Source organism: Kitasatospora sp. NPDC056076 (assembly GCF_042266305.1).
Lineage (GTDB): Bacteria > Actinomycetota > Actinomycetes > Streptomycetales > Streptomycetaceae > Kitasatospora.
Genome location: NZ_JBHJWG010000053.1, coordinates 14,316 through 40,807 on the forward strand (window position 1 = coordinate 14,316; position 26,492 = coordinate 40,807).

10 protein-coding genes are annotated in these 26,492 nt (G+C 74.2%); 1 reads left to right on the forward strand and 9 read right to left on the reverse strand.

Features of this window, described 5'->3' with window-relative positions; all coding sequences use genetic code 11:
• Positions 1 to 4 precede the first annotated feature (4 nt).
• Positions 5 to 4,534 carry a DUF6603 domain-containing protein gene (locus tag ACFC1T_RS32470; protein WP_375894638.1) on the reverse strand — a complete coding sequence of 1,510 codons (4,530 nt, stop codon included), beginning with the start codon at positions 4,532 to 4,534 and terminating at the stop codon, positions 5 to 7.
• Positions 4,535 to 4,546: 12 nt separating this feature from the next.
• The gene (locus ACFC1T_RS32475) at positions 4,547 to 5,854 is read right to left on the reverse strand and encodes a ComEC/Rec2 family competence protein (RefSeq protein WP_375894640.1); all 1,308 of its coding nucleotides are present in this window, start codon (positions 5,852 to 5,854) and stop codon (positions 4,547 to 4,549) included.
• Positions 5,855 to 6,084: 230 nt separating this feature from the next.
• Here ACFC1T_RS32475 and ACFC1T_RS32480 point away from each other — a divergent pair, with 230 nt between their 5' ends.
• Positions 6,085 to 7,788 carry a hypothetical protein gene (locus ACFC1T_RS32480; RefSeq protein WP_375894643.1) on the forward strand — a complete coding sequence of 568 codons (1,704 nt, stop codon included), beginning with the start codon at positions 6,085 to 6,087 and terminating at the stop codon, positions 7,786 to 7,788.
• 94 nt (positions 7,789 to 7,882) lie between these two features.
• Here the strand turns inward: ACFC1T_RS32480 and ACFC1T_RS32485 are convergent, their stop codons facing one another.
• The 7 genes from ACFC1T_RS32485 to ACFC1T_RS32515 form a co-directional block, all read right to left on the reverse strand.
• Positions 7,883 to 9,652: an FAD-dependent monooxygenase gene (locus ACFC1T_RS32485; protein WP_375894646.1), complete on the reverse strand. Its 1,770-nt coding sequence runs from the start codon at positions 9,650 to 9,652 to the stop codon at positions 7,883 to 7,885.
• The gene (ubiG, locus tag ACFC1T_RS32490; RefSeq protein ID WP_375894649.1) at positions 9,649 to 10,422 is read right to left on the reverse strand and encodes a bifunctional 2-polyprenyl-6-hydroxyphenol methylase/3-demethylubiquinol 3-O-methyltransferase UbiG; all 774 of its coding nucleotides are present in this window, start codon (positions 10,420 to 10,422) and stop codon (positions 9,649 to 9,651) included. The genes ACFC1T_RS32485 and ubiG overlap by 4 nt, the downstream gene beginning before the upstream one ends.
• Before the next feature lie 11 nt (positions 10,423 to 10,433).
• A complete protein-coding gene (asnB, locus tag ACFC1T_RS32495; protein ID WP_375894651.1) occupies positions 10,434 to 12,275 on the reverse strand; it encodes an asparagine synthase (glutamine-hydrolyzing) in 1,842 nt (613 codons plus the stop codon).
• 43 nt (positions 12,276 to 12,318) lie between these two features.
• Entirely contained in the window at positions 12,319 to 12,831 is a 513-nt protein-coding gene (locus tag ACFC1T_RS32500; protein WP_375894654.1) for an SRPBCC family protein, read from the reverse strand.
• Between the two features lie 72 nt (positions 12,832 to 12,903).
• Positions 12,904 to 13,590: a class I SAM-dependent methyltransferase gene (locus ACFC1T_RS32505; protein WP_375894657.1), complete on the reverse strand. Its 687-nt coding sequence runs from the start codon at positions 13,588 to 13,590 to the stop codon at positions 12,904 to 12,906.
• A 66-nt stretch (positions 13,591 to 13,656) separates the two neighbouring features.
• Positions 13,657 to 20,733 (reverse strand): type I polyketide synthase, encoded by a 7,077-nt coding sequence (locus ACFC1T_RS32510; RefSeq protein WP_375894658.1) that lies wholly within the window; start codon positions 20,731 to 20,733, stop codon positions 13,657 to 13,659.
• Positions 20,734 to 20,801: 68 nt separating this feature from the next.
• The gene (locus ACFC1T_RS32515; RefSeq protein ID WP_375894667.1) at positions 20,802 to 26,489 is read right to left on the reverse strand and encodes an SDR family NAD(P)-dependent oxidoreductase; all 5,688 of its coding nucleotides are present in this window, start codon (positions 26,487 to 26,489) and stop codon (positions 20,802 to 20,804) included.
• Positions 26,490 to 26,492 lie beyond the last annotated feature (3 nt).

A 26,492-nucleotide genomic window follows, 5' to 3' on the forward strand; every position in this document is an offset into this window, starting at 1 on the left:
GCGGTCACCTCTGGGCTTCGGTCAGCATCGGGGCGTCGGTCAGGGAGTGGCCGAGGAGCTCGGCGGTGCGGTCCAGCGGGCCGTCGCTCCCCGGGGCGAGGCCGAGGGCGGCCAGCGCGTCGTGCACGGCGGTGCGTTCGGCGGCCGCCCCGGTGAGGGTGCGGGTGATCACACCGACACCGTCCTCCTCGAAGACCGGGGCGGGCCCGGCCACGGACCCGTCGCGCAGCGGCATCCGGCCGGGCGGCAGCCCCTCGACGTCGAGGGCGGCGGAGGGCACCGGGCCGACGCCGAGCTGCCGGGTCGGGCCGGGGACGTCGATGGTCAGCCCGGTGAGGCAGCCGTCGACCAGGCCGTCCTGGTCGAGCGCCTGGTTCGGGTTCGCCAGCGGCCGGCCCCAGAGCGCCTGCGGCAGGCCCTCGCGGGAGGCGGTGATCTCCCAGCCGGCCTCCTGCCAGCCGTAGCGCCGGCCCTGCTCGTCGAGGATCTCGACGATCTGCTCGCAGACCACGCCGGTGAGCTTCATCGGCCGGATGTCGATCCGGGCGGTGTCGCTGCCCGCGAACAGGTCGCCGTTGAGGGTGATCCTGGACGCGGGCAGGGCGGACTCGACGGCCGTGGTGAAGCCGTCGATCCGGACCAGCTCCGGGGCGGCCGCCGCCTGCCGGGCCGCCGTCTCCGCCTCGGTGACGTCGGGAAGTTCGCCGCCCTGTTTCAGCGCGGCGCGCGAGGGTGCGGGCAGTTGGAGCTGGAACTCCTCCCAGTCGGCGGCCGGCGCGCCCTTGCGGTCGGCGCCGAAGCCGAGGGTGAAGGAGATGAACCAGACCTTGACCTTGGCCCGGCCGCCGATCGGCGGCAGCCACAGCTGGAGGTCGACGCCGACCTCCAGCGAGACCCGGATCCGGACGAAGAGCACCTTGACGGTGGCGGCGACGCCGATGCGCAGGCCGAGCGCGAGGTCGGCGTAGAACGGCTTCCACTGCACCAGGGCGTGCACGTAGGCGGTGAACCAGGCGCGCAGGTTGATGCCGTGCCCGTTGTCGTAGACGGCGGCCAGCTCGCCGCCGATCATGAAGGCGCCGTCGGTCAGCGCGGCGTAGGCCTCGGCCCGGATCGACACCGGGCCGCGCTCCCACAGCCAGCCGATCCGCGGCGGCTTCGGGTAGTGCGCGGGGACGCGGAAGCGCGGGTGGTAGCCGCCCGCGGTGAGCACGAAGCCCTTCGGGACGCCGGGCAGGCTCTTGCCCCACACGTAGAGGGAGATGCCGCCGGTGAGCCTGGCCTGCGGGTCCAGCAGGTAGGAGCCCTCGGCGATGACGGTGTCCATGGAGAAGCGGCCGAGCGCGGAGTCGTAGGCGAAGACGAAGTCGACGACGACCTGGCCGAGCGGCTTGCCGAAGAGGAGCGGTGCGGCCCCGTCGTGCGGGGAGACCTCGCCCCGCCGCGCCGCCGTGCTCCCGGCGCCACGGGTGGGCGGCAGCGCGAGCGAGGTGCTGCCCGCCAGGACGGCCTTCCAGCCGGCCGGGCCCCACTCGACCAGGGCCACCGCGCGGGCCTGGATGAACCGGTAGACGGTGAACTCCATGCCGCCGGCCACCCAGTACTGGCCCTGCGCCGGGGTCACCCAGCCGCCCTGCCCGACCAGTCGGTCCAGTGCCTCGGTCGGGGACAGCTTCTCGACCTCGCCGCCCGGCTCGCCGGGCGCGGCGCCGAGCCGCTTGACGAAGGGGAACTCGCTCACCTCGTGGGTGGCGGGCAGCCGGACGGTGCTGTTGACGCCGAAGCCGAGCACGACGCCGGTGAAGGTCACCGGGCCGACCGTGAAGAGCCCGTTGATCCGGTTGCGGCCGGCGACCAGTTCGGCGTAGCCGAAGACCGAGTCCCAGCCGGCCTTGTTGCGCGCCCAACTCCCGGCCAGCTGCAGGACGATGAGGTCCTGGATCTCGATCCGTCCGGCGGCGGCGAAGGCCGGCTCGAACTCCGGGCCCGCGTCGATCCGGGTGAAGGCCCCGGCGATGACCACCCGGGGCGGGCCGGTCCGCTCCAGCGCCAGGCTCGCGCCGCGCAGGGTCGGGGTCAGGGACCAGTCCGTGTCCAGGCCGAAGCCGAGCCCGAGCAGGTCGACGGTGAGCGGGCCGACCGCCATGGTGGCGTCCAGCCCGATCACCAGCCGTCCGTCGACGACGGCGACGCCCAGCCGGTGCAGCCGCACCGGGCCGAGGACGACGCCGAGTTCGCGGGCGGAGCCGTCCTCCTGGGCACGGGCGGCGATGGCACGGGCGGCGATCGGGCCGCGCGCGGTGAGCGCCCGCCCGGGCGGGGAGGTGACCGGCAGGACGAGCGGGTCCTGCGGCTCGCCGCCGATGCTCAGTTCGATCTGGACCGCGACCCCCGGCCGGGCCGCCTCGCCGACGGCGAAGCGGGGCAGGCGGCGTTCGGCGGCGCCGTCCAGCCCGTCCAGCAGGGTGTTGAGGGCGCGGGCCTGCTGGTCGTTCCACCCCTCGGGGGCGGAGGTGACGGCGAGCCCGGGCAGCGCCAGGTCCGAGCCGGGCGGGACGGCGTCGCCGACCAGGGGCAGCCCGGAGGCGCGGGCGTCCAGCCGCACCCGGGCCGCGGCGGTGGTGCGGCGCGGCTTGCCCTGGCCGGAGCCGGGGCGGGTGGCGTACACCCAGCCGGTGTGCTCGGTGGTGGCGGTGAGCAGCACCTGGCCGGTGGCGGAGTCGTAGCGGACGGCCAGGGCGGTGAGCGCCGGCTCCAGGGCCTCGGGCAGTCGGGGCAGGTCGATGCCGAGCGCGGCCACCAGATCGGTCGGGCGGACCCCTTCGGGGGAGGACCAGGTGCCGGTGACGGTGGTGCCGGCGGCGTCCTCGCGGTAGTCGACGGCGAAGACCAGGGTGCGCGGCCCGGCCGTCCGTACACCGGCCGGAGCGTCCTCCTGGCGCAGGTCCTCCCCGAGCAGCTCCTCCCCGCCGTCCGGCTCCTCGGTGCCCGCACCCGGGACGACCACGGCGAGCAGGCCGGTCACCTGCTTCTCGTAGCCGCCACCGGAGGGGCGCCGGGTGAGCACCGTGGTGAGGGTGAGCACGGCGTCGGCCTCGCCGATCGGGAACGCCAGGGCACCGCCCAGCGCGATCTCCTCGCCCGAGCCGTCGAACTCCACCGACAGCGAGAGCAGTTCGAGTTCGCCGAAGAGTGCCGGGACGTCGGCCTCGAACACGCCGAAGAGGTCGGCCGGGGTGAGGCCCGTCGCCTGGCCGAGGAAGCGCCAGACGCCGTCCTGGTACTCGGCCGACACGCCGACCTGGCCGCCGCCCAGCTGCCAGGCCGTCTCCAGCTCGCCGGTCCAGCCGTCACCGTCGACGGTCAGGGCGAGGTCGAGGTCGGTCAGCGCGACCCGGCCGGGCAGGACCTCCCAGGGGCCCTCCACGGAGAGGTCCAGGCCGAACGCGGGTGCGCCCTTGCCGGCGGTCCCCTCGAAGCGCAGCTCGGAGACGGTGAGTTCGGGCAGGCCGAGGCCCGGGAGGTAGGCGGCGGCCAGCGGGGCGAGCGGCACCGGGGCGAGCAGCCGGGCGACCGCCCGGAAGTCGGGCAACCGGACCTCGGCGTGCGCCTCGGTGTCGCCGGCGAGCGTGAGGGTGCCGCCGAAGAGGCTGCGCACCCGGGGGCGGCCCACGTGGGTCACGGTGAACTCGGCGAACAGACCGGACACGCCGAGCGCGCCGGGGAACAGGTCGAAGGTGGTGTCGAGCTCGATCCGCACGCCCGCGGAGACGATCGCCGCGGTGATGCCCCGGGCCTGGTCGGAGGGGTGGAAGGTGACGGACAGGCCGCTCATCGCCAGCGGGCCGATCCGGCCGAACTCCTCCGGGATCGCGAAGTCGCCGGCCCCCAGACCGGGCCCCAGCACCGCCAGGTCGGCCAGGTCGCGCAGCGGGACGTCCGCGAAGTCGCCCGCCAGGCTCCAGGCGCACCCGGCCTGCTCCGGGCAGAACCCGACGGCGTAGCCGCGCTGTTGCGGCCCCGCGCCGGGCAGGGGGAACTCGGCGCCGATGCCGTTGCGCGGGCGGGCGTGGTCGTCGGCCCGGTCGTCGGTCCGGTCGTCGTCGATGGCGGCGGTGGCGTCGAGCAGCAGGTGGAGGGTGTCGAAGCCCACCGTGCGCAGCACCGCCGGATCCAGCTCGCGGTCCAGGTGGCCGGCGGGCACGGTGAAGTCGGGCAGCGAGACGTCGATCTGCAGGCCGGTGACCAGGGCCTCGTCGTCGTCACCGGCCGCCGGGTCGTCAGGGTCCCGGTCGGTGGCGAACCACACCAGGGCGGGCAGCGGTGTGGCGGCGCCGGAGAGCAGCAGCTCGCCCGCGACGCTCAACTCCTCGGTGAGCGCGACGGACCGGGCGAGGTTCAGCGTTCCGGCGCCCAGGTGCCGCTGGAACAGTTCGCCCGCGGTCGGCAGGTCGAGGTCGGCGGCTCCGAGGGTGAAGGCGCCCCCGTCGGACGCCTCGATCCTCGCGCGCAGTGCCGCAACGGACAGCCCCATGGTCAACTCTCCTTACTTGTAGGTGAGCCGGTAGGTGCCCGGGGTGCCGTCCGGGTCGATGGTCAGGTGCCAGTCCCAGCCGCGGGGGTCGGGCTTCTTGCCGGTTGCGGCGTCCTTGACGTTGTTGAGCGTGGTGCACACGCCCGCGACGCCGACCTGGTCCCGGTAGTGGTACGGCCCGGTGCCCTTGATGACGTCGCCGGACTGCCCGTAGTAGGCCACGCGCGGGAGTTCGCCGTCCGCCGGGTTCGGGGTGACGGTGGGCGCGGGCTTGTGCCGGTCGTCGGCGATCTGCTGGAGGTGGCCGAACCGGGGAATCCCGGTGCCGCCGAACTCCCGGGTGCCCGAGCTGACCAACAGGCCGTCGGGGTCGATCAGTCGGACCCAGGGCGCCGTCGAGGAGTTGGCGCTCCCGTGGTGACCGACCTTCAGCCAGGAGCCGGCCTCGCGCTTGAGGTCGGGGTCGTCCTTGTACCTGGCCACCAGGTAGTCCTCGGTCTCCTCGCCGGCGTCGGCGGTGAGGATGACCTTCTGCCGCTTCCCGTCCTTGTCGGGGGCGCCCTGGAGCATCAGCACGATGCAGTCGGTGTTCGCCTGGCTCTCCGCGGTCGGCGCGTCCGCCTTGCGCTTGCTGCCTCCCAGCGGCCAGAAGCCGTGCGGGAGGGCCTCCAGGCGGGCCAGGGTGCTGCCGGTGGTCCTGCGCTTCTTGGCGGCGACGCTGGCGGTGGTGCGGGTCTTGGAGACGCTCGCGGAGATCACGTAGAGCTTCGGGGTGGTCGGGCCGTCCGGGAGGCCGTCGAGCGGCAGCAGGAGCGGGGTGGCGGGCATGTCCTGTTCGACCGGCTCGGTGGCGATGGTGTGGGACGAGCCGTCGCGACCGTAGGTGGTCCAGTTCTTGAGCATCAGGTTGAGGCCCTTGCCGTGCCCCAGGATGTCCTTGGTGTAGTCGCCGGGCTTCCCGGTGTACCGGATGTTCCGGATCGTGTAGCGCAGTCGGCGCTTCTTCGTGGCCGTGTCGACCGGCGCGACGAGGTCCTGGACGTAGCGGTAGTGGTCGCGGTCGGGGTGACTGAGGATCAGGTAGTCGATGGTGTTCGGGGTTTTCAGGTTCTTCAGGTAGCCGTCGATCTTCTCGATGACCCGCTCCGACATGGACCCGGCCGTCGCCAGGGGGCCGCCGCCCTTGTGCCCCTGGCGCTTGATGCTCCCGCAGTCGATCAGGACCGAAGCCACGCCCTGGGTGTCCTTGCCGTCGGCGTAGAAGATCAACAGGGTGCAGTCGCCCTGCCCCACATTGAAGAAGACGGCTTCCACGGGCATGGCGAACTCCCTCAGTCCGTACGGCTGATGATCACTGGTCGAGGAGCAGCGCCCATGGTCGCACGTATACATCTTGGCGGAGCCATGACTTCCCGGACTGATCGAAACTCTCCGAGAATTTCGGTGATCCGATCGAAAGCATTCTCTTTCTGACACGGCGCCGACATCCAACCTCGGGCACACCAGCGGGAGTTGTTGACGAAATCAGGTCCCCACCCGAGTATCCGAGAGTGCTGCCGAACACCTCCCCCTCCGATCCCTTCGACGCGGCCGCAGGACCGCCCGGCCTGCTGCGGGTCGAGTGCGTGCCCAGCCCGGACCCGCTTCCCGTCTCGACACCCAGCAAGACCAAGAACGGCGTCCTCAGCCTCACCTTCTCCAAGCCCGACGGCGCCCCGGACGTCAGATGCCGGTCCATCACCGTCTCCCTCCCGGTGGGGACGACCGCCGCCGACCTCACCAGCAGCCCCGCCCCCCTCGACGGCAACCAGGACGGGGGCCAGGGGAGTTGGCTGATCGTGCCGCAGCGCGGTGACAAGGCCGTGGTGTTCACGTGCACCCCGGAGGGGCCGGGGAACCAGGTGACCTTCGACGCCACCCGCCGCTTCACCCTCAAGGTCTCGGCGATCCCCGTCGTCCGCACCCCCGGCCAGGCCGCCCTCACCATCACCGAACACACGACCCCCGCCACCAGCGACGATTGGGCCGACCGCACCGTGAGCACCGACCCCGTGGAGAAGCACCTCGAAAGCCCGTCGGCCTTCCACTTCCGCGGTTTCGCCGCCGAGAGGCCCCAGATCGTCAACGACGGGAAGGCGACGGTCGTCCTGCGCTGGGAGGGCAGCGAGGCCGGCACCGGCTACTGGCTGGCCTGGGACGACCGCCCCCCGATCGAGGTCTCCGGCGGAAGCCACCCGGTCGGCCCCCTCACCGACACCACCACCTTCGTCCTCGACGCCCGCACCAAGGACGCCCAGGGCAAGGACGTCCACCACTACCTGTCCACCACCGTCACGGTGAAGAACCCCGACATCGCCGCCAAGACCCTCTCCGCCACCGACAAGGTCACCGTGACGGACACCTTCTGGGCGGACAACAAGAACGCCAGGAAGACCTGGGCCCGCAACACCGCCTTCGAGGGGGACGTCACCATGTCCGGCAAGCTGACCGTCGGCGGCGAACTGCAGGCGGACGGGAACGTCACCGTGAAGTCCGACAAGGAGCTGAAAGCCGGCAAGGTGACGGCGGGCGGAGTGATCACGGCGAACGACGGCCTGACCGTCAAGTCGGACAAGACGCTCAAGGCCGCCGCCCTGGCACACCCCACCGCGGGCACCGCGATCAAGGTCAACGACACGCTGCTCTTCCAGGGCACCGCGGGCCTGAGCATCCCCCAGAACGGCGGAGCGATCACCGTCTACGGCGCGCTCACCGCCGTGGCCGGCGCCCAGGCCGGGGCGGGCGAACTCACCGCCAACGGACCGCTCACCGCCAACAAGACCGTCAAGGTCACCGGCACCCTCACCGCCAACGGCAGCGTCTCCTTCGCCACCGCACTCTTCGGCAGCCCGACGCGGAAGAACTACCCGACGTCGTCCGTCAAGCCGCGCTCGACCAGCAAGTGGACCATGACCGCCGACCGGAACGGCTTCCTGGTGGTCGAGGCCGCCAGCTACGAGTGGTTCAGCGACGACGAGAAGCACGGCCGCAAGCACCGGGTCTACGTCGAAGCCCCCGGGATGACCTACTACTTCGACCTCGTCGCCCACGGCAAGAAGACCCGGCAGAACACCCAGGGAGTCTGGGACAACATGACCGTCCCGCTCGCCCGCAACGCCACCGCCAAGGTCTGGATCGAGGACATCGACGACGTCGCGAACGCGAACGGCAACGTCCAGATGAACATCTGCTGGTACCCCATGGGCGCCGTCTGACCGTCCCCTCCCCACCCGGAGAGGCCGGCCGGTCCGACGCACTGTCGGACCGACCGGCCTCGGCGTCCCCCCGAAGGGGCCGCCCGGCGGCGGCTCAGACCTCGGGGCCGGCCGGCGCGTGCAGGACGGCGGCCAGCACCTTGGGCAGCTCGCCGGCGGAGTCGGCGGTCCGGGCGCGCCAGGCGACGTGTCCGTCCGGGCGGACCAGGACGCCGCCGTCGGCGTCGACCTCGCGCAGCCGGTCCCAGGCCCCGTACGGGTCGCGCAGGCCCTCGGCGGAGCCGATCGTCCGGACCGTCACGGGCACCCCGGTGAGTCGGGCGGCCTCGCGGGCGGCATCGTGCCAGCGGTCGCCGCCGCGGCCGGTGAGCAGGACGAAGCGGCCCCGCCCGACCACGTCCAGGGTGGAGCGGCGGCGGCCGCCGTCCTCCAGCCAGGCGTGCGGCAGGCGTGCGCCGGGCCAGGTGGTGGGCTGGTAGTACAGCTCGGGGTCCCGGTCGCCGACCGGCTCGGGCGTGCCGTCGTCGACCCGGGCACCGCTGCGGTAGCGGTAGCCGATCTCGACGCCGTGCGCGTTGACCTGGTAGTTGATCCGGTCGGTCGCGGCGGCCAGGGCGGCCCGCCGGGCGGCGGCCTCCTCCGTGTCGTTGGCGAGGCCGCGCAGCAGCTCCCACTGCTCGGCGGCGTCCTGCCCGGCGGTGAAGCCCAGCGCGGCCGGGATGCCGAGGAAGTCCAGCATGCTGCGCACCGCACGGTCGACGATCTGTCCGCCCACCGGCAGCCGCTCGGCCTGGTAGGTGTCCAGCAGCGCGGGCGAGGCCGAGCCGTCGAGCACCAGCTTCAGCTTCCAGCAGAGGTTGAAGGAGTCCGCGACCGCCGAGTTCAGTCCGAGGCCGTTGGTCGGCGGCATCTGGTGCACCGCGTCGCCGACGCAGAACACCCGGCCGTTCGCGTAGCGGGGGGCGACGACCGCGTTGACCTCCCACGGGGAGACGTTCTTGATCCGGACCTCGACGGTCGGGTCGCCGATGCTCTCCCGGATGTGCGCGAGGATCTCCTCGTGGTCGTCGCGGTCGAACTCCGCGCCGTGGTCGAGGAAGCGCAGGTAGACCCATTCGTTCCAGGGACGGATGCTGACGAACACCCGGCCGTCCTCCGGCGGGTTGCCGGGCACGGCGCCCATGTAGAGGATGGCCGGACGGTCCTCGCAGTACTGCGAGAGGTCCGCCTCGAACCAGACCGAGGCGACCTTGGCCAGCCCGGTGGCACCCTCCACGGTGAGTCCGGCCTGCTCCATCACCCGGCTCTTCGCGCCGTCGGCGCCGATCACGTAGTCGGCGCGCACGGTGTACTCCAGGCCGGACTGCCGGTCGGCGACCACGGCCGTGACCCCGTCCTCGTCCTGCTCCATGCGCAGGAACTCGTGACCGAAGCGGAGCTCGCCGACCGCGGCCTGCCGGACCCGCTCGACCAGCAGCGGCTCCAGCCGGTGCTGCGCGAGGTTGCACATCGTGCTCGGACTGGCCGCCAGGTAGTCGCCGATGCGGTCCGGGCCGTTGCCGTAGGCGTCCAGCCGGCTCACCTCGGGTCCGGCGAACGTCGACATGAAGACGTGGTTGGCCAGCAGCGGGCTCGGGGTCGCCTCGGCCATCACCTGGTCCTCGGCGCCGAGATCGCGCAGGATCTCCCCGGTGCGCTGGTTCAGCAGGTGCGCGCGGGGGGTGTGGGCCGTGCCCGGGTACTTGCCGACCACCAGGTGCGCGACGCCGTAGCGCGAGAGCGCCAGCGAGGCGGTCAGGCCGGCCGGTCCGGCGCCGACGATCAGTACCGGGACCCGGACGTCGGGGGCGGTGGTGAGGGTCACTGGGCAGCCTTCCGTGCGTAGCCGGCGTAGATCACCGACGTGTCCTTGTGCACGCCGAGCTGGAACTGCCGCCCCAGCTCGCCGTACGTGATCTCGCCCCGGGCCCGGCGGCGCATCGCCTTCAGCAGCTCGAACTGCGGCCGGGTGGAGGCGAATCCGACGAGGTCCTGATTGGTCAGGTCGTGCGCGCGGAACACCGCGTGGAGCTCGGCCGGCTTGATGAAGCTCTTCCAGTCGTGCAGGTCCTTGGGCGCGAAGCTGACGGACTTCCAGTCCTGCGCCATCTTGATCATCGCCAGCTTGGACCGGAACGTCCGGTTGATGGTGTCGTAGAGGTAGTGGCCGCCGGGCTTGAGCACCCGTACGGCCTCGCCCACCGCCCGGTCCACCGAGGTGACGTGCTCCAGGGTGTCGCAGCAGTACACCAGGTCGAACGTACCGTCGGCGAAGGGGAGTTCCTCGGCGAAGCCCTGCTGGTAGGTGATCTCCAGCCCGGACTGCCGGGCGTGCTCGCCGGCGGCCTCCAGGGACGGGCCGGACGGGTCCACGCCGGTGACCCGGCACCCGGCGCCGGCGAAGAGCTCGGCCAGCAGACCGCCGCCGCAGCCCACGTCGAGGACCTTGAGGCCCTTGAGGTCCAGCCTCAGCCGCTGGGTGAGGACCTCCTGGAAGTAGGCGAACCGGGCCGGGGTGAAGGCCTCCAGCGTCGCGAACGGCTGGTCGTCGTGCCACCAGGAGTGGGTGTTGTAGACGTCGTTGTCGACGGGCATGGTGCGACTCCTCAGGAGAGCTTGATGGTCGGGCGGTAGAGGTCGAGCCAGACGGCCAGGTCGAGGACCCGTTCGAACGCCTCGCGCTCGTCCCGGTCGACGGCCTCGGGCCGGGCGCCCGCGGCCGCCGCGAGCGCGGCCCGGTCGAAGAACTCGACCGCCTCGTGGCCGCCCGACAGCAGCTCGCCGACCTGCTGCTGCAACTGCCCCACGTAGGCGAGCTGCTGGGTGTGCGGGTAGAGGGCCTTCACCCGCTCCACCACCGACGTGGGGAGCACGTCCCGCACCGCCGCGCGCAGCAGGCTCTTCTCCCGCCCGTCGAAGGTCTTCATCGCCCACGGGGTGTTGTAGACGTACTCCACCAGGCGGTGGTCGCAGAACGGCACGCGCACCTCCAGGCCGACCGCCATGCTCATCCGGTCCTTGCGGTCCAGGAGCAGGCCCAGCAGGCTGGTCAGGTGCACGTGGCAGAACTCGCGCATCCGCCGCTCGTGCGCGTCCTCGCCCTCCAGCACCGGGATGGCGGCGACCGAGTCGCTCCAGCGCTGCGCCCAGTAGCCGGGGACGTCGAGGGTCCCCAGCAGCAGCCCGGCGTCGATCAGCTTGGTGGGGTGCTTCCGCGGACCGAGGCCGGAGGCGGTCACCCACGGGAACATCGCGGTCTGCTGGACCGCCGGCAGGTGGAACCACGGGTAGCCGCCGAAGATCTCGTCGGCCGACTCCCCGGAGAGGGCGACCGTCGAGTGCCGGCGGATCGCCTTGAACAGCAGGTAGAGCGAGTTGTCCGCCTCGCCGAAGCCGAACGGCAGGTCGCGGGCGGTCACGGTGGCCCGGCGCACCTCGGGATCGGCCAGTTCGAGGTGGTCGAGCCGGATGTCGTGGTGCTGCGCGCCGACGTGCTCGACCACCGCGCGGGCGAACGGCGCGTCCGCCGAGCCGCGCAGGTCGTCGGGGCGGAATTCGTCCGGCTGCTCGAAGTCGACGGTGAAGGTCCGCACCCGCTCGCCCCCGTCCGCCAGGCGGCGGGCGGCCAGGGCGGTGAGGGCGCTGGAGTCGAGGCCGCCGGAGAGCAGCACGCACTGCGGCACGTCGGCGACCAGCTGCCGGGCCACGCTGTCCTCCAGCAGCTCCCGGACGCGCCGGACGGTGGCCTCGGTGTCGTCCCGGTGCTCGGTGACCTCCAGCCGCCAGTACACGTGCTCGCGCAGGCCCGAGCGGTCGACGGTCACCATGGCGCCCGGCTTGACCTCGTGCATGCCCGTCCAGACCGCGCGGCCGGGGGCCTTGACGAACCCGAACAGCTCGCGGAAGCCGTCGGCGTCCACCACCGGCTCCACCGCCGGGTGGGCGAGCAGGGCCTTCGCCTCGGACCCGAACAGCACGCCGTCGGCGGTCGGGTAGTAGTAGAGCGGCTTGATGCCCAGGCGGTCGCGCAGCAGCACCAGCTTCTCCACGCGGCCGTCCCAGATGCCCAGCGCGTACATGCCGTTGAGCCGGTCGGCGATCCCCTGCCCCCACTCCAGGTAGCCGCGCAGCACGACCTCGGTGTCACTGGAGGTGCGGAACTCGTGCCCCCGGCGGCGGAGTTCGTCCCGGAGCTCGGTGAAGTTGTACGCCTCGCCGCTGTACGTCATGGCGACCGGACCGTCCGGCGTCTCGACGACCATCGGCTGCGCGCCGCCGGTCAGGTCGATGACGGCGAGCCGGCGGTGGCCCAGCGCGGCGTGCCGGGACAGCCAGGTGCCGGCGGCGTCCGGACCGCGGCAGGCCATGGTGTCGGTCATGGCGGTCAGGGCGGGGAGTTCACGTTCGAGGTCGTGCTGGAAGGAGATCCAGCCGGCGATCCCGCACATTCGGTTCTTCTTTCGTTCGGGGGCGGGGGTTGGGGCCGGGTGCTCAGCGGTGCGCGGCGCCGTGCCGGGAGGCCATGTAGGCGGGCAGGCCGTCGATGTGCGAGCGGCCGGTGGGGGCGAAGAAGAACCGGTCCAGCGGGCCCTGGAGGAACGACCACGGGCGGTTCAGCTCGGCCGCCCAGCGCCAGCCGAACCGGGCGCCGTTCTCGGTGGGTTCGACCACGTAGTCCTCCACCAGGTGACGGAAGATCGGGCGGGTCGCCTCGGTCGCGCTGAAGGTCTTGCGGGTGCCCTCCTCCCAGCGGAAGAAGCGCTCGCGGAGGGTGAAGTCACCGTCCATCTCGATCTCGCGGGTGGTGCCGACGCCGAACGGCCGGGGCGAGGTCCAGGTGAGCCGCCGCATGCCCTTCGTCCAGCTGGACACGCCGTCGCCGGTCAGGGCCGCCCAGGTCTCCTCCGCGGAGAACGGCACCTCGACCGAACGGGCGTGGTAGAGCGGGGCCGTGGCGAACAGCGAGTCGTCGGCCTCCTCGATCGGGTACCAGCGTGTCGACATGGTGTCGGGTCCTTCCGGGAACGGGGCGGTGGAGCGGGGAGGAGCGGTGAGGACGGGGCCGGGGCTCACGCCTCAGGCCTTGCGGGCCCGGAACAGGCCGACGGAGCCGCGCACGACGAGGTCGAAGTCGTCGAAGGACTGCTTGAGCTGGTCGCGCAGGTCCTCCAGGTCGTCCTGGTCGTTGTGGAAGACGCCCTTCGCGTTGAGGTTGTTCATCAGCCAGCGGCCGGCCCCGGTGACCGGGACCCCCGACGACAGCACGGTGCTGCCGAAGACCGTGCCGCCGGGCTTCACGGCCGCAGCCGCATGGCGGATGGCCACGCCCTTCTCGCGCAGGCTGCCGGGGATGCAGTGCAGCAGGAAGCTCAGGGCGGCCGAGTCCTGGCTCTCGGCGGGCACCGGCAGCGGCTCCAGGGCGTTGGCGACCACCTTGGTGGTCCGGTAGTGCGCGAGCCGCTCGGCGGTGAAGTCGAGCGTGCTGGGGTTGAGGTCGGCCAGCGTGATGTGCGGGTTCGACACCGGGAACCGGGAGTGCGCCAGCAGGTACCCGGTGCCGACGCCGATCTCCAGGTGCTTCGCACCGAGGCAGGTGTCGTACATCTGCTGGAAGTTCCGCGGCGAGCACCGCCAGAACAGCGGCGCGCTGCCGCGGAAGACGACCAGGTCGTAGAAGGTCAGCGCGCGGCGGTGGTAGGGGGCCTGGCCGTCGTGGACCGCCTGGTCCAGGGAGGTGGGCCGGTTGCCGTTGTCAGTGCTCATGTTCTGCTCACCCTCGTCAGGAGTCGGACATCGTGGTGGTCGGGCCGGCCGTGCCGGTCGTGGTGGTCAGGCCACCGGCTCGGCGAGCCGGTCGAGGACCGCGCGCACGGTGGTGGGGCTGTGCTCGCCGGTCATCGTGAAGTGGTCGCCCGGAACCTCTGCCCCGGTGTGCGGGACCGGCCAGGAGGCCTGCCAGTCGGCGGCCGGGAAGCCGGGCAGCGGCCGGGCGGCGCGCAGGTGGAGCGTGGGCGTGGCCAGGGGCTGGGGCCGCCAGGCCTCGAAGAGCTGGGCGTAGCCGCCCATCGCGGTGAGGCAGACGTCGTCCAGCAGGGCGTCGGCGGGAATCCGACCGTCCGTCAACTGGGCGGCGATCTCCGCCTGGACGAGGGGAAGTATGGCACTGCCGGGCCGGTAGCTGTCCAGCAGGACGACCGACACCGGGAGGGCGCCGAGGTCCTCCAGGCGCTCCGCCACGGCGTGCGCGATCCAGCCGCCGGCGGAGTGGCCGAGCAGCGCGAACTGCTGCCCGGCGGCGAGCCGTTCGACGTCCTCGGCGTGCAGGCGCACCAGCGCGTCGAGATCGGCCGGGAGCCGCTCGCCCGCGGCGAAGCCGGGGGCCGGCAGCGCCCACAGCTCGTGCCGGCCGCCCACGGCGGCGGCGAGCCGCGCGTACTGGTGGGCGCCGGACCTGCTCGCGAACGACGGGAAGCAGAACAGGCGGGGGGCCGCCGGACCCTGGGTGAGGCGAACGGGAGCCGGCCGGCCGGACGGGTCGGGCGGGGAGTCGAAGGTGTCGCGGAACCGCGCGGCGGCGGACAGGAGTGCGTTGAACTCCGCGAACCGGCCCAGCTCCGCCGCCCGTGGCGCGAGCGAGGCCAGCAGCCCGCCGGGCGGACCGGCCGACGGCACCGGGGCGGCGTCCAACCGGTCCAGCAGGTGGGCGGCGAGGGCGTCGAGCGTGGAGTGCTCGAACACCGCCGTGGCGGACAGGTCCAGGCCGGTGGCCGCCTGGAGGGCGGCGCTCAGCTCGGTCGCGGCGAGGGAGTCGAGTCCCAGCTCGGGCAGGCTCAGCGCGGTCTCCACGTCCTCGGTCGAGCTGTGCCCGAGCGCGGCGGCCACCTCGGCGGCCACCAACTCCCTGAGGAACGGGCCGCGTTCGGCCGGGTCGAGGGAGGACAGTCGTTCGGGCGACCGGGGGCCGGCGTTCTCCTCGGGCGTTCGGGGGTCACCCGGCGCGGTGGCCGGTGGTTCGGTGGCGGGCGTCCCGGTGGCGGGCCCGGCCGTCCGGGAGGCCGGTGCGACGCCCTCCGGCCAGAACCGGCGCCGCTGGAACGCGTACGTGGGCAGGGCGACCCGGTCGTCTCCACCGGAGTCGGCGAGAACGGCCTCCCAGGCCACCGGGACGCCACGGACGTGGACACCGGCCAGCGCGGTCAGCGCGCTGTCCGCCTCCGGCCGGCCGCTCCGCAGCAGCGGCACCGCCGCCGGGGCCGGGCTCCGGTCGGCCAGCGCGTCCCGCACCAGGGCGGACAGCACGCCGCCGGGGCCGAGTTCGAGGAAGGTGGTCACGCCGTCCGCGGCCATCCGGCGCACGCCGTCGTGGAAGCGCACCGCCTCCCGGATGTGCCGGACCCAGTACTCCGGTGCGCACACCTGCTCGGCTGTCGCCTGCTCGCCGGTCAGGTTCGACAGCAGCCGGATCCGCGGTGGCCGGTACGCGAGCCCGCTCGCCGCCTCGTGGAACCGGTCCAGCACGCCGTCCATCAGCGGCGAGTGGAACGCCCGGGTGACCCGGAGGCGCTTCGTCCGGCGACCACGCGCGGCGAGGACGGCCGCGACCTCCTCGACCGCCTCGGCCAGGCCGGAGAGCACGACGGCGCGCGGCCCGTTGACGGCCGCGATGCCGACCCGGCCCTCCCCGCCCGCCAGCAGCGGCAGCACCTCGTCCTCCGACGCCTCGACGGCCACCATCGCGCCGCCCTCCGGCGAGTCCTGCATCAGCCTGCCGCGCGCGGCGACCAGGCGGCAGGCGTCCTCCTGCGTCAGCACGCCGGCCGCGCAGGCCGCCGCCAGTTCGCCGACGGAGTGGCCGCCGACGTAGTCGGGCGTCACACCCCAGGACCGCAGCAGGCGGAACGCCGCCAGGCCGACGGCGAAGAGCCCGGCCTGGGTGAACACGGTCTCGTCGAGCAGGGCGGCCTCGGCGCTGCCCTCCGGGGCGAACAGGACGTCGCGCAGCGCGGGACGCCCGGGCGCGGCCAGGTGCCGGTCCAGTTCCTCGCACACCTCGTCCAGTGCCCGCGCGAAGACCGGATGGGCCTGGTGGAGGCCCTGGCCCATGCTGGGTCGCTGGCTGCCCTGGCCCGGGAACAGGAAGCCGACCCGGCCGGGCACCGCGGTGCCCCGGAGCAGTCCGGGGGCGGTGTCGCCCGCGGCCAGCGTGGCCAGCCCGGCCCGCAGCTCGCCGAGGTCGCGGCCGAGCACGACCGCCCGGTGCGGCAGGGCGGCCCTGGACAGCGCCAGTGAGCGCCCGACGGCGGCGGGGGAGGGCCCGTCGGCGAGGTGGTCCCGGAGGCGCTCCGCCTGGCCGCGCAGGGCGGCCGCGCTGCGGGCCGAGACCGGCCAGGCGACGAGCGGCGCAGACGCGGGAGGTGCGGGTTCGGCCGGCGCCCCGTGCTCCGTCGGGGCCTGCGGCGCGTCGCCCCCGGACGCGTCGGCCGGGCGCGGCTGTCCGGGCACCGCCGGGGCCTGTTCGAGGACCACGTGGGCGTTGGTGCCGCTGATGCCGAAGGCGGACACGCCCGCGCGCCGGGGACGGCCCCCCTCCGGCCAGACCACCGGCTCGGTGAGCAGGGCGACCGCTCCGGAGGACCAGTCCACGTGCGGGGTGGGGGCGTCGGTGTGCAGCGTGGGCGGCAGGACGCCGTGCTCCATCGCCTTCACCATCTTGATCACACCCGCCATGCCGGCGGCCGCCGCGGTGTGCCCGATGTTGGACTTCACCGAGCCCAGCCACAGCGGCCGTTCCGCCGACCGGTCCCGCCCGTACGTCGCGAGCAGGGCCTCGGCCTCGATCGGGTCCCCGAGCGGAGTGCCCGTCCCGTGCGCCTCGACCGCGTCCACCTCGTCCGGTGCCAGCCCGGCGCTGGCCAGGGCCTGCCGGATCACCCGCTGCTGGGAGGGGCCGTTGGGCGCGGACAGGCCGTTGCTCGCACCGTCCTGGTTGGTCGCCGAGCCGCGGATCACGGCCAGCACCGGATGCCCGTTGCGGCGGGCATCGGACAGCCGTTCCAGCAGCAGCACACCCGCACCCTCGCCCCAGGCGGTGCCGTCGGCCGCGGCGGCGAACGGCTTGCACCGGCCGTCCGGGGCCAACCCGCGCTGCCGGCTGAAACCGATGAACGCCTGCGGAGTGGACAGCACCGTGACGGCCCCCGCGAGCGCGAGCGTGCTCTCGCCGGCGCGCAGCGAGCGGCAGGCCAGGTGCAGGGCGACCAGGGAGGAGGAGCACGCGGTGTCCACCGTCAGGGCCGGACCCTCCAGCCCGTAGGTGTAGGCGAGCCGACCGGAGATGACGCTCGCCGCGTTGCCGGTCAGCAGGTAGCCCTCCAGGCCGTCCGCGGACTCCTGGGCCAGCAGGTGGTAGTCCTGGCCGCTACTGCCGGCGAAGACGCCGGTCCGGCTGCCGCGCAGGGACTCCGGGTCGATCCCGGCGCGCTCGAAGGCCTCCCAGGAGGTCTCCAGCAGCAGCCGCTGCTGCGGGTCCATGGCGAGGGCCTCGCGCGGGCCGATGCCGAAGAAGGCGGCGTCGAAGCGGTCGGCGTCATGGAGGAAGCCGCCCTCGCGGGTGTAGGTGCGGCCGGGGCGGTCCGGGTCCGGGTCGTAGAGGTTGTCGAGGTCCCAGCCCCGGTTGCCCGGGAACGGCGTGATCGCGTCGCGGCCGTCCGCGACCAGCCGCCACAGGTCCTCGGGGCTGCGCACCTCGCCCGGGTAGCGACAGGCCATGGCGACGATCGCGATGGGCTCCTCGTCGTCACCGGCCCTCGTGGGAACGGGCGGCGCCTCGTCGGCCGGGGCCTCGGTGCCCGCGAGCCGGCCGAGCAGGTGGCGGCCCAGGGCCTCGGGCGTCGGATGGTCGAAGGCGACGGCCGCCGGGAGCCGGAGACCGGTGACGGCGATCAGCCGGTTGCGCAGCTCGACCGCGGTGAGCGAGACGAACCCCAGCTCGTGGAACGAGCGCCCCGGCGGGATCGGACCGGTGAGGCCGAGGACAGCGGTCGCGTGGGACTCCACCAGGTCCAACAGCAGGCGCTCGCGGTCGGGTTCGGCCAGTTCGGTGAGGCGACGGCGCAGCTGCGCCCCGGCCGAACCCGCGGTGCCTTCGTCCGGCTCGGCGGTCGGCGCGGCCGTCCCGACGGTGTCCACCCAGTAACGGCTGCGTTGGAAGGGGTAGGTGGGGAGGTCGGGGTGGGTGCCGGGGGCGAGGTAGGGGGTCCAGTCGACGGGGTGGCCGTGGGTCTGGAGGTGGGCGGCGGAGGTGAGGAGGCGGGTCCAGGTTCCTTCGTTGCGGCGGAGGGTGCCGGTGATGAGGGTGGGGGTTGTGGTGTCGAGGGTCTCCTCGATGGCGGGGGTGAGGACGGGGTGGGGGCTGATTTCGAGGTAGGTGGTGTGGCCGTCGGTGAGGGCGGAGCGCAGCGCGTCGGTGAGGAGGACGGGTTGGCGGAGGTTGGTGTACCAGTAGTGCGCGTCGAGGCGGGTGGTGTCGATTCGTTCGCCGGTGACGGTGGAGTAGAGGGGGATGTCGGCGGGCTTGGGGGTGACGCCGGCGAGTTCGGTGGCGAGGTGTTGGCGGATGGTTTCGACGTGGTGGGTGTGGGAGGCGTAGTCGACGTCGATGCGGCGGGCGCGGATGCCGGTTTCGTCGCAGTGGGTGAGGAGTTGGTCGAGGGCGTCGTGGTCGCCGGCGATGACGGTGGTGGTGGGGCCGTTGTGGGCGGCGATGCTGAGCCGTCCGTCCCAGGCCTTCAACAGTTCGACGGTGTCGTGGTGGCCGAGGGGGATGGAGGCCATGCCGCCGTGTCCGCTGATGGCGAGGATGGCGCGGCTGCGCAGGGCGGCGATCCGGGCGCCGTCGTCGAGGGTGAGGGCTCCGGCGATGGTGGCGGCGGCGATCTCGCCCTGGGAGTGGCCGATCACGGCGGCGGGGTGGATGCCGAGGGACTGCCAGAGCTCGGCGAGGGCGACCATGACGGCGAACAACGTGGGCTGGACGACGTCGACCCGCCCGAGGTCGAGGGTGCCGCGCAGGGCATCCGTCAGCGACCAGTCGATGTGCGGCGCGAGCGCCTCCTGGCAACGGGCTATGGATCCCGCGAACACCGTTGAGGTGTCGAGGAGTTCGGCTCCCATGCCGATCCACTGCGAGCCCTGCCCGGGGAACACGAACACCGGGCGCTCGTAGCTGCCGCTGCCGATGGGAGCGGTGCCGTCGGCGATGGCAGCGAGGCCGCTCAGTAGTTCGGCGTGGTTCTGTCCGATGGCGACGGCCCGGTGGTCCAGGTGGGCCCGTCCGGTGAGGAGGGTGTGGCCGACGGCCCGCAGGTCGGTGTCGGGGTGGTCCTGGAGGAACGCGGCCAACTGCCCTGCCTGGGCCCGCAATGCCTGCTCGTCGCGGGCGGAGAGCACCCACGGCACCACGGGGAACGGCGAGTCGGTGGCGGGGTCCTCCGGCGAGGCGGCGGGCGAAGCAGCCGGCGCCTCTTCGAGGATCACGTGCGCGTTCGTCCCGCTCGCTCCGAACGCCGACACACCCGCCCGTCGCGGACGCCCGTCCTCCTCGGGCCACTCCCTCGGCTCGGTCAGCAGCGACACCGCTCCCGAGGCCCAATCGACGTGTGGGGTCGGCTCGTTGACGTGCAGCGTCTGCGGCAGTACGCCGTTCCGCATCGCCATCACCATCTTGATGACGCCCGCCGCGCCCGCCGCGGCCTGGGTGTGCCCGATGTTGGACTTCACCGAGCCCAGCCACAGGGGGCGTGCGGCCGGGCGGTCCTTGCCGTAGGTGGCGAGCAGGGCCTGCGCTTCGATCGGGTCGCCGAGCGTAGTGCCCGTGCCGTGGGCCTCGACCGCGTCGACGTCGGCGGTGGTGAGCCGGGCGTTGTCGAGGGCCTGCCGGATGACCCGTTGCTGCGACGGCCCGTTGGGTGCGGTGAGTCCGTTGGAGGCGCCGTCCTGGTTGACGGCGGAGCCGCGGATGACGGCGAGGACTTGGTGCCCGTTGCGCTGGGCGTCGGAGAGCCGTTCCAGTAGGAGGACGCCGACGCCCTCGCCCCAGCCGGTGCCGTCGGCGGTGGCCGCGAAGGCCTTGCAGCGCCCGTCGGGGGCGAGGCCGCGCTGGCGGCTGAACTCGACGAACATGCCGGGGGCGGCCATGACCGCCGCGCCGCCGGCGAGGGCGGTCGAGCACTCGCCCCTGCGTAGCGACTGGCAGGCCAGGTGGAGCGCGACCAGCGACGAGGAGCACGCGGTGTCCACCGTGATCGCCGGGCCCTCCAGGCCGAACACGTACGACAGCCGGCCCGAGATGACGCTTGCCGCGCCGCCCGAGAGCAGGTACCCCTCCAGGCTCTCCGTGGCCCGCTGGGCGAGTGCCGCGTAGTCGACCTGTCCCGCGCCCATGAAGACGCCGGTCCGGCTGCCGCGCAGGGACTCGGGGGCGATGCCGGCCCGCTCGAAGGCCTCCCAGGAGGTCTCCAGCAGCAGCCGCTGCTGCGGGTCCATCGCCAGCGCCTCGCGCGGGCCGATGCCGAAGAACCCGGCGTCGAACCGGTCGGCACCGTCCACGAAGCCGCCCTCGCGGGCGTAGGTGTGGCCGGCCCGGTCGGGGTCCGGGTCGTACAGCGACTCCACGTCCCAGCCGCGGTCGGCGGGGAACGGGGTGACGGCGTCCCGGCCGTCCGCGACCAGCTGCCACAGCCGTTCGGCGGAGTCGGCGCCGCCGGGGTAGCGGCAGGCCATGCCGACGATCGCGATCGGTTCGGCCGCGACGGTCTCCGTCTCCTGGAGCCGGCGGCGCGTCTCCTGGAGGTCGGCGGTCACCCGCTTGAGGAAGTAACGGAGCTTGTCCTCGGTCTCGCTGGCCACAGTGGCGCTACCCCTTCGGATGGAACAGGAACAGGACGGCTGGTCGGCGGTGGCGCCGGCGGGAGGAGTCAGGAGATGCCGAGCTCGTTGGTGATGAAGTCGAAGACCTCGTCGTCGTCGGCGGACTCCAACTCCAGTCCGGTGCCGGCGGACGGGTCGTCCGCCGGCCCGGACCGCGGGCTCCAGCGGTCGGTCACGGCCCGCAGCCGTTCGGCGATCCGGGCCCGCTCGGGGTGGTCGGCGCCGACCCCGGCGAGCACGGCTTCGAGGCGGTCCAGCTCTGCGAGGACCGGTGCGGCCGAGGGCGCGTCCTCGCGCGGGAGTTCCGCGTCCAGGTAGCGGGCGAGTTCCGCCGCCGTCGGGTAGTCGAAGACGAGCGTGGCCGGCAGGCGCAGCCCCGAGGCGGTGGTGAGGCGGTTGCGCAGTTCGACCGCGGTCAGCGAGTCGAAGCCGAGGTCGCCGAACGCCCGGTCCGCGCCCACCGCCGCCGGGGCCGAGTGGCCCAGCACCACGGCCACCTGAGCGCGCACCAGGTCCAGCAGGGCGCGTTCGCGCTCCGCGTCGGACAGCCCGGCGAGCCGCTGCCGCAGGCCGTCGGCCGCCGCGGCGTCCGGTCGGTGGGCGGGGGCGGCGGACGGGCCGGCCAGCCCGCGCAGCAGCGGCGGGAGGTCGGGGCCGGCCTGGCGCAGCGCGGCGGGGTCCAATCGGACCGGCAGCGAGGTCGGGTCGGGTGCGGCGAGCGCCGCGTCGAACAGGGCCAGGCCGTCCTGCGGGCCGAGCGGGAGGACGCCCGAGCGCCGCATCCGGCCGAGCGTGGCCTCGTCGAGCGTGCCCGCCATGCCCCGGTCCTGCTGCCACGGGCCCCAGGCCAGCGACCGGGCGGGCAAGCCCCGCGCGGCGCGGTGCTGGGCGAGGGCGTCGAGGAAGGCGTTCGCCGCCGCGTAGCCGCCCTGGCCGGCACCGCCGAGGGTGGCCGTGGCGGAGGAGAACAACACGAACGCGGCGAGGCCGGCGTCCCGGGTGAGTTCGTGCAGGTGCCAGGCGGCGTCCGTCTTCGGGCGGAGCACGGCCTCGAAGCGTTCCTCGGTGAGGGAGGCCAGTGCCCCGTCCGCGACCACGCCGGCGGCGTGCACGACGGCGGTGAGCGGGTGGTCGGCGGGTACGGCGGCCAGGGCTCGGGCGAGGTCTTCGCGGTCGGCGGTGTCGCAGGCGGTGACGGTCACCCGGGCGCCCAGGTCGGTGAGTTCGGCGGTGAGTTCGGCCGCTCCGGGGGCCTCGGGGCCGCGGCGGCCGAGCAGCAGCAGGTGCCGCACGCCGTACGCGGTGACCAGGTGCCGGGCGAGCAGCGAGCCGAGCGCGCCGGTGCCGCCGGTGATCAGCACGGTGCCGTCCGGGTCGAGCGCGGCGGCCGTGTCGGCTGCTTCGGTCGTCGCCGGGCGGGCGGGTACCAGGCGCGGGGCCAGGACGGTGCCGGCGCGCAGGGCGAGCTGCGGTTCGCCGCCGACGGCCGCCCGGTCCAGTGCCGCGGTGGTGTCCGCGCCGCCGTCCGGGTCGAGGCCGTCACGGTTGTCGAGGCCGTCACGGTTGAGGTCGGCGGGGTGGTCGAGGTCGAGCAGGACGAAGCGGTCGGGCTGCTCGGCCTGGGCGGCCCGGACGAGACCCCACAGCGGCGCGTGGGCGAGGTTCGGGACGTCCGCGGCCGCGGCCCGGCCGGTGGCGGGGTCGCCCGCCTCCGTCCGGTCGGCGGCCACCGCGCCGTGCGTCACCAGGACCAGCCGTGAGGCCGCGAACCGGTCGTCCGCCGCCCACGTGGTCAGCGTGGACCACGTCCGGCGCAGGGCCGCGCGCACCGCCGCGGGGAGGTCGCCCGTGGTGTCCGGCAGGGGCAGGACGACCGCGTCCGGCACCGGCAGTCCCGCGGTGACGGCCTCGCCGAGGGCCGTGAGGTCGGGGTGGCGGTCGAGACCGGGGAACCCGGCACCGTCCCCGAGCACGGCCCATCGGCCGCGCTCCCGTTCGACGCCGTCCGCGGCCGGGAGGGGAGCCCACTCGACCCGGAACAGCGCGTCGCCCAGCCCGGCCCGGGCCGCCGCGCGGAGTTGGTCGAGCGAGACCGGACGGGCCCGCAGGGCGCCGACCGAGGCGACCGGCGCGCCGGTCCCGTCGGCCACGTCCAGGGACATCGCGTCCGGTCCGGCCGGGGCCAGCCGCAGCCGCAGGGCGACCGCGCCGGGCCGGTGCACCCGCACGTTGTTCCAGGCGAAGGGCAGCAGGACCTGCTCGCCGGTGTTCCCGACCAGGCCCGCGTGCAGGGCGGCGTCGAGCAGGGCGGGGTGGACCCCGTACCCGTCCGCCCGGTTCCGTTCCGACTCGGGCAGGGCGACCTCGCCGTACACGTCCTCGCCCGCGCGCCACATCGCCCGCAGGCCCCGGAACGACGGGCCGTAGTCGAAACCGTCACGGGCGACGGCGGAGTAGAAGCCGTCGAGGTCCACCGGCTCGGCGCCCTCGGGCGGCCAGACGCCGGTCGGCCGCCAGCCCGCGCCGCCGTCCCCGGCGGCCAGCGTGCCGGCCGCGTGCCGGGTCCAGTCCGCGGTGTCGTCCGGCCGCGCGTACACGCCGATCGGCCGTCGGCCCGACCCGTCGGCCGCGCCGACCGTCACCTGCACCTGGGCCGTCCCGGCGCCGGCGAGGATCAGCGGCGCCTCCTGGTCGAGTTCCTCGACCGTCGTGCAGCCGGCCAGCCGGGCCGCGTGCAGCGCCAGTTCCAGGTACGCGGTGCCGGGCACCACTGTGCTGCCCAGCACCACGTGGTCGGCGAGCCAGCGGTGGGTGTGGGTCGACAGCCGGCCGGTGAGGAGCAGCCCGCCGCCCTCGGCCGGGGCGACGACGGCGCCGAGCAGCGGATGCCCGGCGCTCGCCACGCCCAGTTCGGCGGCCTCGGCGGGTGTTCCGTCGGCGGGGGCCAGCCAGTACCGCTCGCCCTGGAACGCGTACGTCGGCAGGTCCGGCCGGTGGCCGGCGGGGCCGACCAGTTCGGTGAGCAGTGCCGGCCAGTCCACCCGGGTGCCGCGCGCGTGGGCCCGGGCGACCGCGCCGAGCACGGTGTCCGACTCCGGGCGGCCGCGGCGCAGCAGCGGCGCCGCGGCGACGTCCCCGGTCCCGTCCCCGGCACTCTGCCGGACCATGGCGGACAGCACGCCGTCGGGGCCGAGTTCCAGGAAGGTCGTCACGCCCTGGTCGAGCAGGTGCCGGACGCCGTCGTGGAAGCGCACGCCCTCGCGCACGTGCCGGACCCAGTACTCCGACGTGCGGATCCGCTCGGCGGCGGCCGGCCGGCCGGTGAGGTTGGAGACGACCGGGATCGTCGGCTCGTGCAGCGTGAGGCCGTCGAGCACCTCGCGGAACGGGGCGAGCATGCCCTCCATGCGGGCGGAGTGGAAGGCGTGGCTGACGGTCAGCCGCTTCGTCCGGCGGCCCTGCGCGCTCAGCTGCTCGACGATCGTTACGACCGCGTCCTCCTCGCCGGAGAGCACGACGGAGCGGGGCCCGTTGACGGCGGCGATGCCGGCCGCGCCGGCCGGCAGGTCGGTCAGCAGGTCGGTCAGCAGGGCGGTCACCTCCTGCTCCGTCGCCTCCACCGCCACCATCGCGCCGCCGGCGGGGAGCCGCTGCATCAGGCGGCCGCGGGCGGCCACCGCCGTGACCGCGTCCTCCAGCGAGAACACCCCGGCGACGTGGGCCGCCGCGAGTTCCCCGATCGAGTGCCCGAGGACGAAGTCCGGCCGCAGGCCCCAGGATTCGAGCAGCCGGAACAGCGCCACCTCCAGCGCGAACAGGGCGGACTGGGTGAAGGCCGTCTCGTCCAGCCGGTCCGCCCCCGGCGCCCCCTCCTCGGCGAGCAGCACCTCGCGAACCGGCAGGCCGCTCCGCTTCGTCAGCAGGTCGCACACCCGGTCCAGTTCGGCGGCGAACACCGGGAAACGCCGGTACAGTTCGCGGCCGGCGCCGGCGCGCTGGGCACCCTGGCCGGTGAACAGGAACGCCAGCTTGCCGGTGCGGGTGGCCGAGCCCTGGACGAGGTCGGGCGCGTCGTCGCCCCGGCGCAGCGCGTCGAGGCCGGCGAGCAGCTCCTCGCGGCCGGTCCCGAGCACCACCGCGCGGTGGTCGAGGCCGGCCCGGGCGGTGGCCAGTGTCCACGCGACGTCCGCGGCCGCCCACTCCGGGGCGGCGGCCGCGGCGTCGGCCAGCCGACCGGCCTGGGCGCGCAGGGCCTCCGGGCTCCGGGCCGACAGCAGCCACGGGGTCGCGGTGGGTGCGGTGCGGCCGCCGGGGGCGGGCGGTTCCCCGACGGGCCGCTCCTCCACGGGCCGCTCCTCCACGGGCTGGTCCTCGACGTGCTGTTCCAGGATCACGTGGGCGTTGGTGCCGCTGATGCCGAACGAGGAGACGGCGGCCCGCCGAGGGCGGTCGACGGCAGGCCAGTCGCGCCGCTCGGTGAGCAGTTCGACCGCGCCGCGGGACCAGTCGACCTGCGGAGTGGGCTCGTCGACGTGCAGGGTGGCGGGCAGGACGCCGTGGCGCATCGCCATCACCGTCTTGATGACGCCGGCGACGCCCGCGGCGAGCTGGGTGTGGCCGATGTTGGACTTCACCGAGCCGAGCCAGAGCGGCCGTTCGGCGGGCCGGTCCTGGCCGTAGGTGGCGAGCAGGGCCTGCGCTTCGATCGGGTCGCCGAGCCGGGTGCCGGTGCCGTGGGCCTCCACGGCGTCCACGTCGGCGGCGCTGAGCCGGGCGTCCGCGAGCGCGGCCCGGATCACCCGCTGCTGGGCCGGTCCGCTCGGCGCGGTCAGGCCGTTGGAGGCGCCGTCCTGGTTGACGGCGGAGCCGCGGACCACGGCGAGCACCGGGTGCCCGTTGCGGCGGGCGTCGGAGAGCCGCTCGACCAGCAGCACGCCGACGCCCTCGCCCCAGGCGGTGCCGTCGGCCGCGCCCGCGAAGGCCTTGCAGCGCCCGTCGGGGGCGAGGCCGCGCTGACGGCTGAACTCGATGAACATGTGGGGTGCCGCCATCACCGCCGCGCCGCCGACCAGTGCCATCGAGCACTCGCCGTCGCGCAGCGCCCGGCCGGCCAGGTGCAGGGCCACGAGCGAGGAGGAGCACGCGGTGTCCACCGTCACCGCCGGGCCCTCCAGCCCGAAGGTGTAGGCGAGCCGGCCGGAGGCGACGCTGACGGTGGTCCCGGTCAGCAGGTAGCCCTCGGAGCCCTCCGCGCCGCGCGGGTCGGAGGCGTAGCCGAGCGGGGAGGCGCCGACGAACACGCCGGTCGCGGTGCCGCGCACGGACTCCGGGTCGATGCCGGCGCGTTCGAAGACCTCCCAGGAGGTCTCCAGCAGGAGGCGCTGCTGCGGGTCCATGGCGAGCGCCTCGCGCGGGCTGATCCCGAAGAAGGCGGCGTCGAACCGTTCCGCGCCGCGGACGAAGCAGCCCGTCCGGACGTAGCTGCGGCCGGCCCGGTCGGGGTCCGGGTCGTACAACTCCTCGGCGTCCCAGCCGCGTTCCGTCGGGAAGCCGGACAGGGCGTCGCGGCCGTCGGACACCAGGCGCCACAGCTCCTCGGGGCTGTCGACGTCACCGGGGAAGCGGCACGCCATGCCGACGATCGCGATCGGCTCGTGCCGGGCCTCGGTCAGCCGGTGGTTCTGCTGCTGGAGCCGCTTGTTCTCCTTGAGGGAGAGCCGGAGCGCCTCCAGCACCCT

What these genes read in the sequence shown, in the direction of transcription:
- ACFC1T_RS32470 (WP_375894638.1), bottom strand. Translation starts at nt 4,534, where the DNA reads ATGGGGCTGTCCGTTGCGGCACTGCGCGCGAGGATCGAGGCGTCCGAC.
- ACFC1T_RS32475 (WP_375894640.1), bottom strand. Translation starts at nt 5,854, where the DNA reads ATGCCCGTGGAAGCCGTCTTCTTCAATGTGGGGCAGGGCGACTGCACC.
- ubiG (WP_375894649.1), bottom strand. Translation starts at nt 10,422, where the DNA reads ATGCCCGTCGACAACGACGTCTACAACACCCACTCCTGGTGGCACGAC.
- asnB (WP_375894651.1), bottom strand. Translation starts at nt 12,275, where the DNA reads ATGTGCGGGATCGCCGGCTGGATCTCCTTCCAGCACGACCTCGAACGT.
- ACFC1T_RS32500 (WP_375894654.1), bottom strand. Translation starts at nt 12,831, where the DNA reads ATGTCGACACGCTGGTACCCGATCGAGGAGGCCGACGACTCGCTGTTC.
- ACFC1T_RS32505 (WP_375894657.1), bottom strand. Translation starts at nt 13,590, where the DNA reads ATGAGCACTGACAACGGCAACCGGCCCACCTCCCTGGACCAGGCGGTC.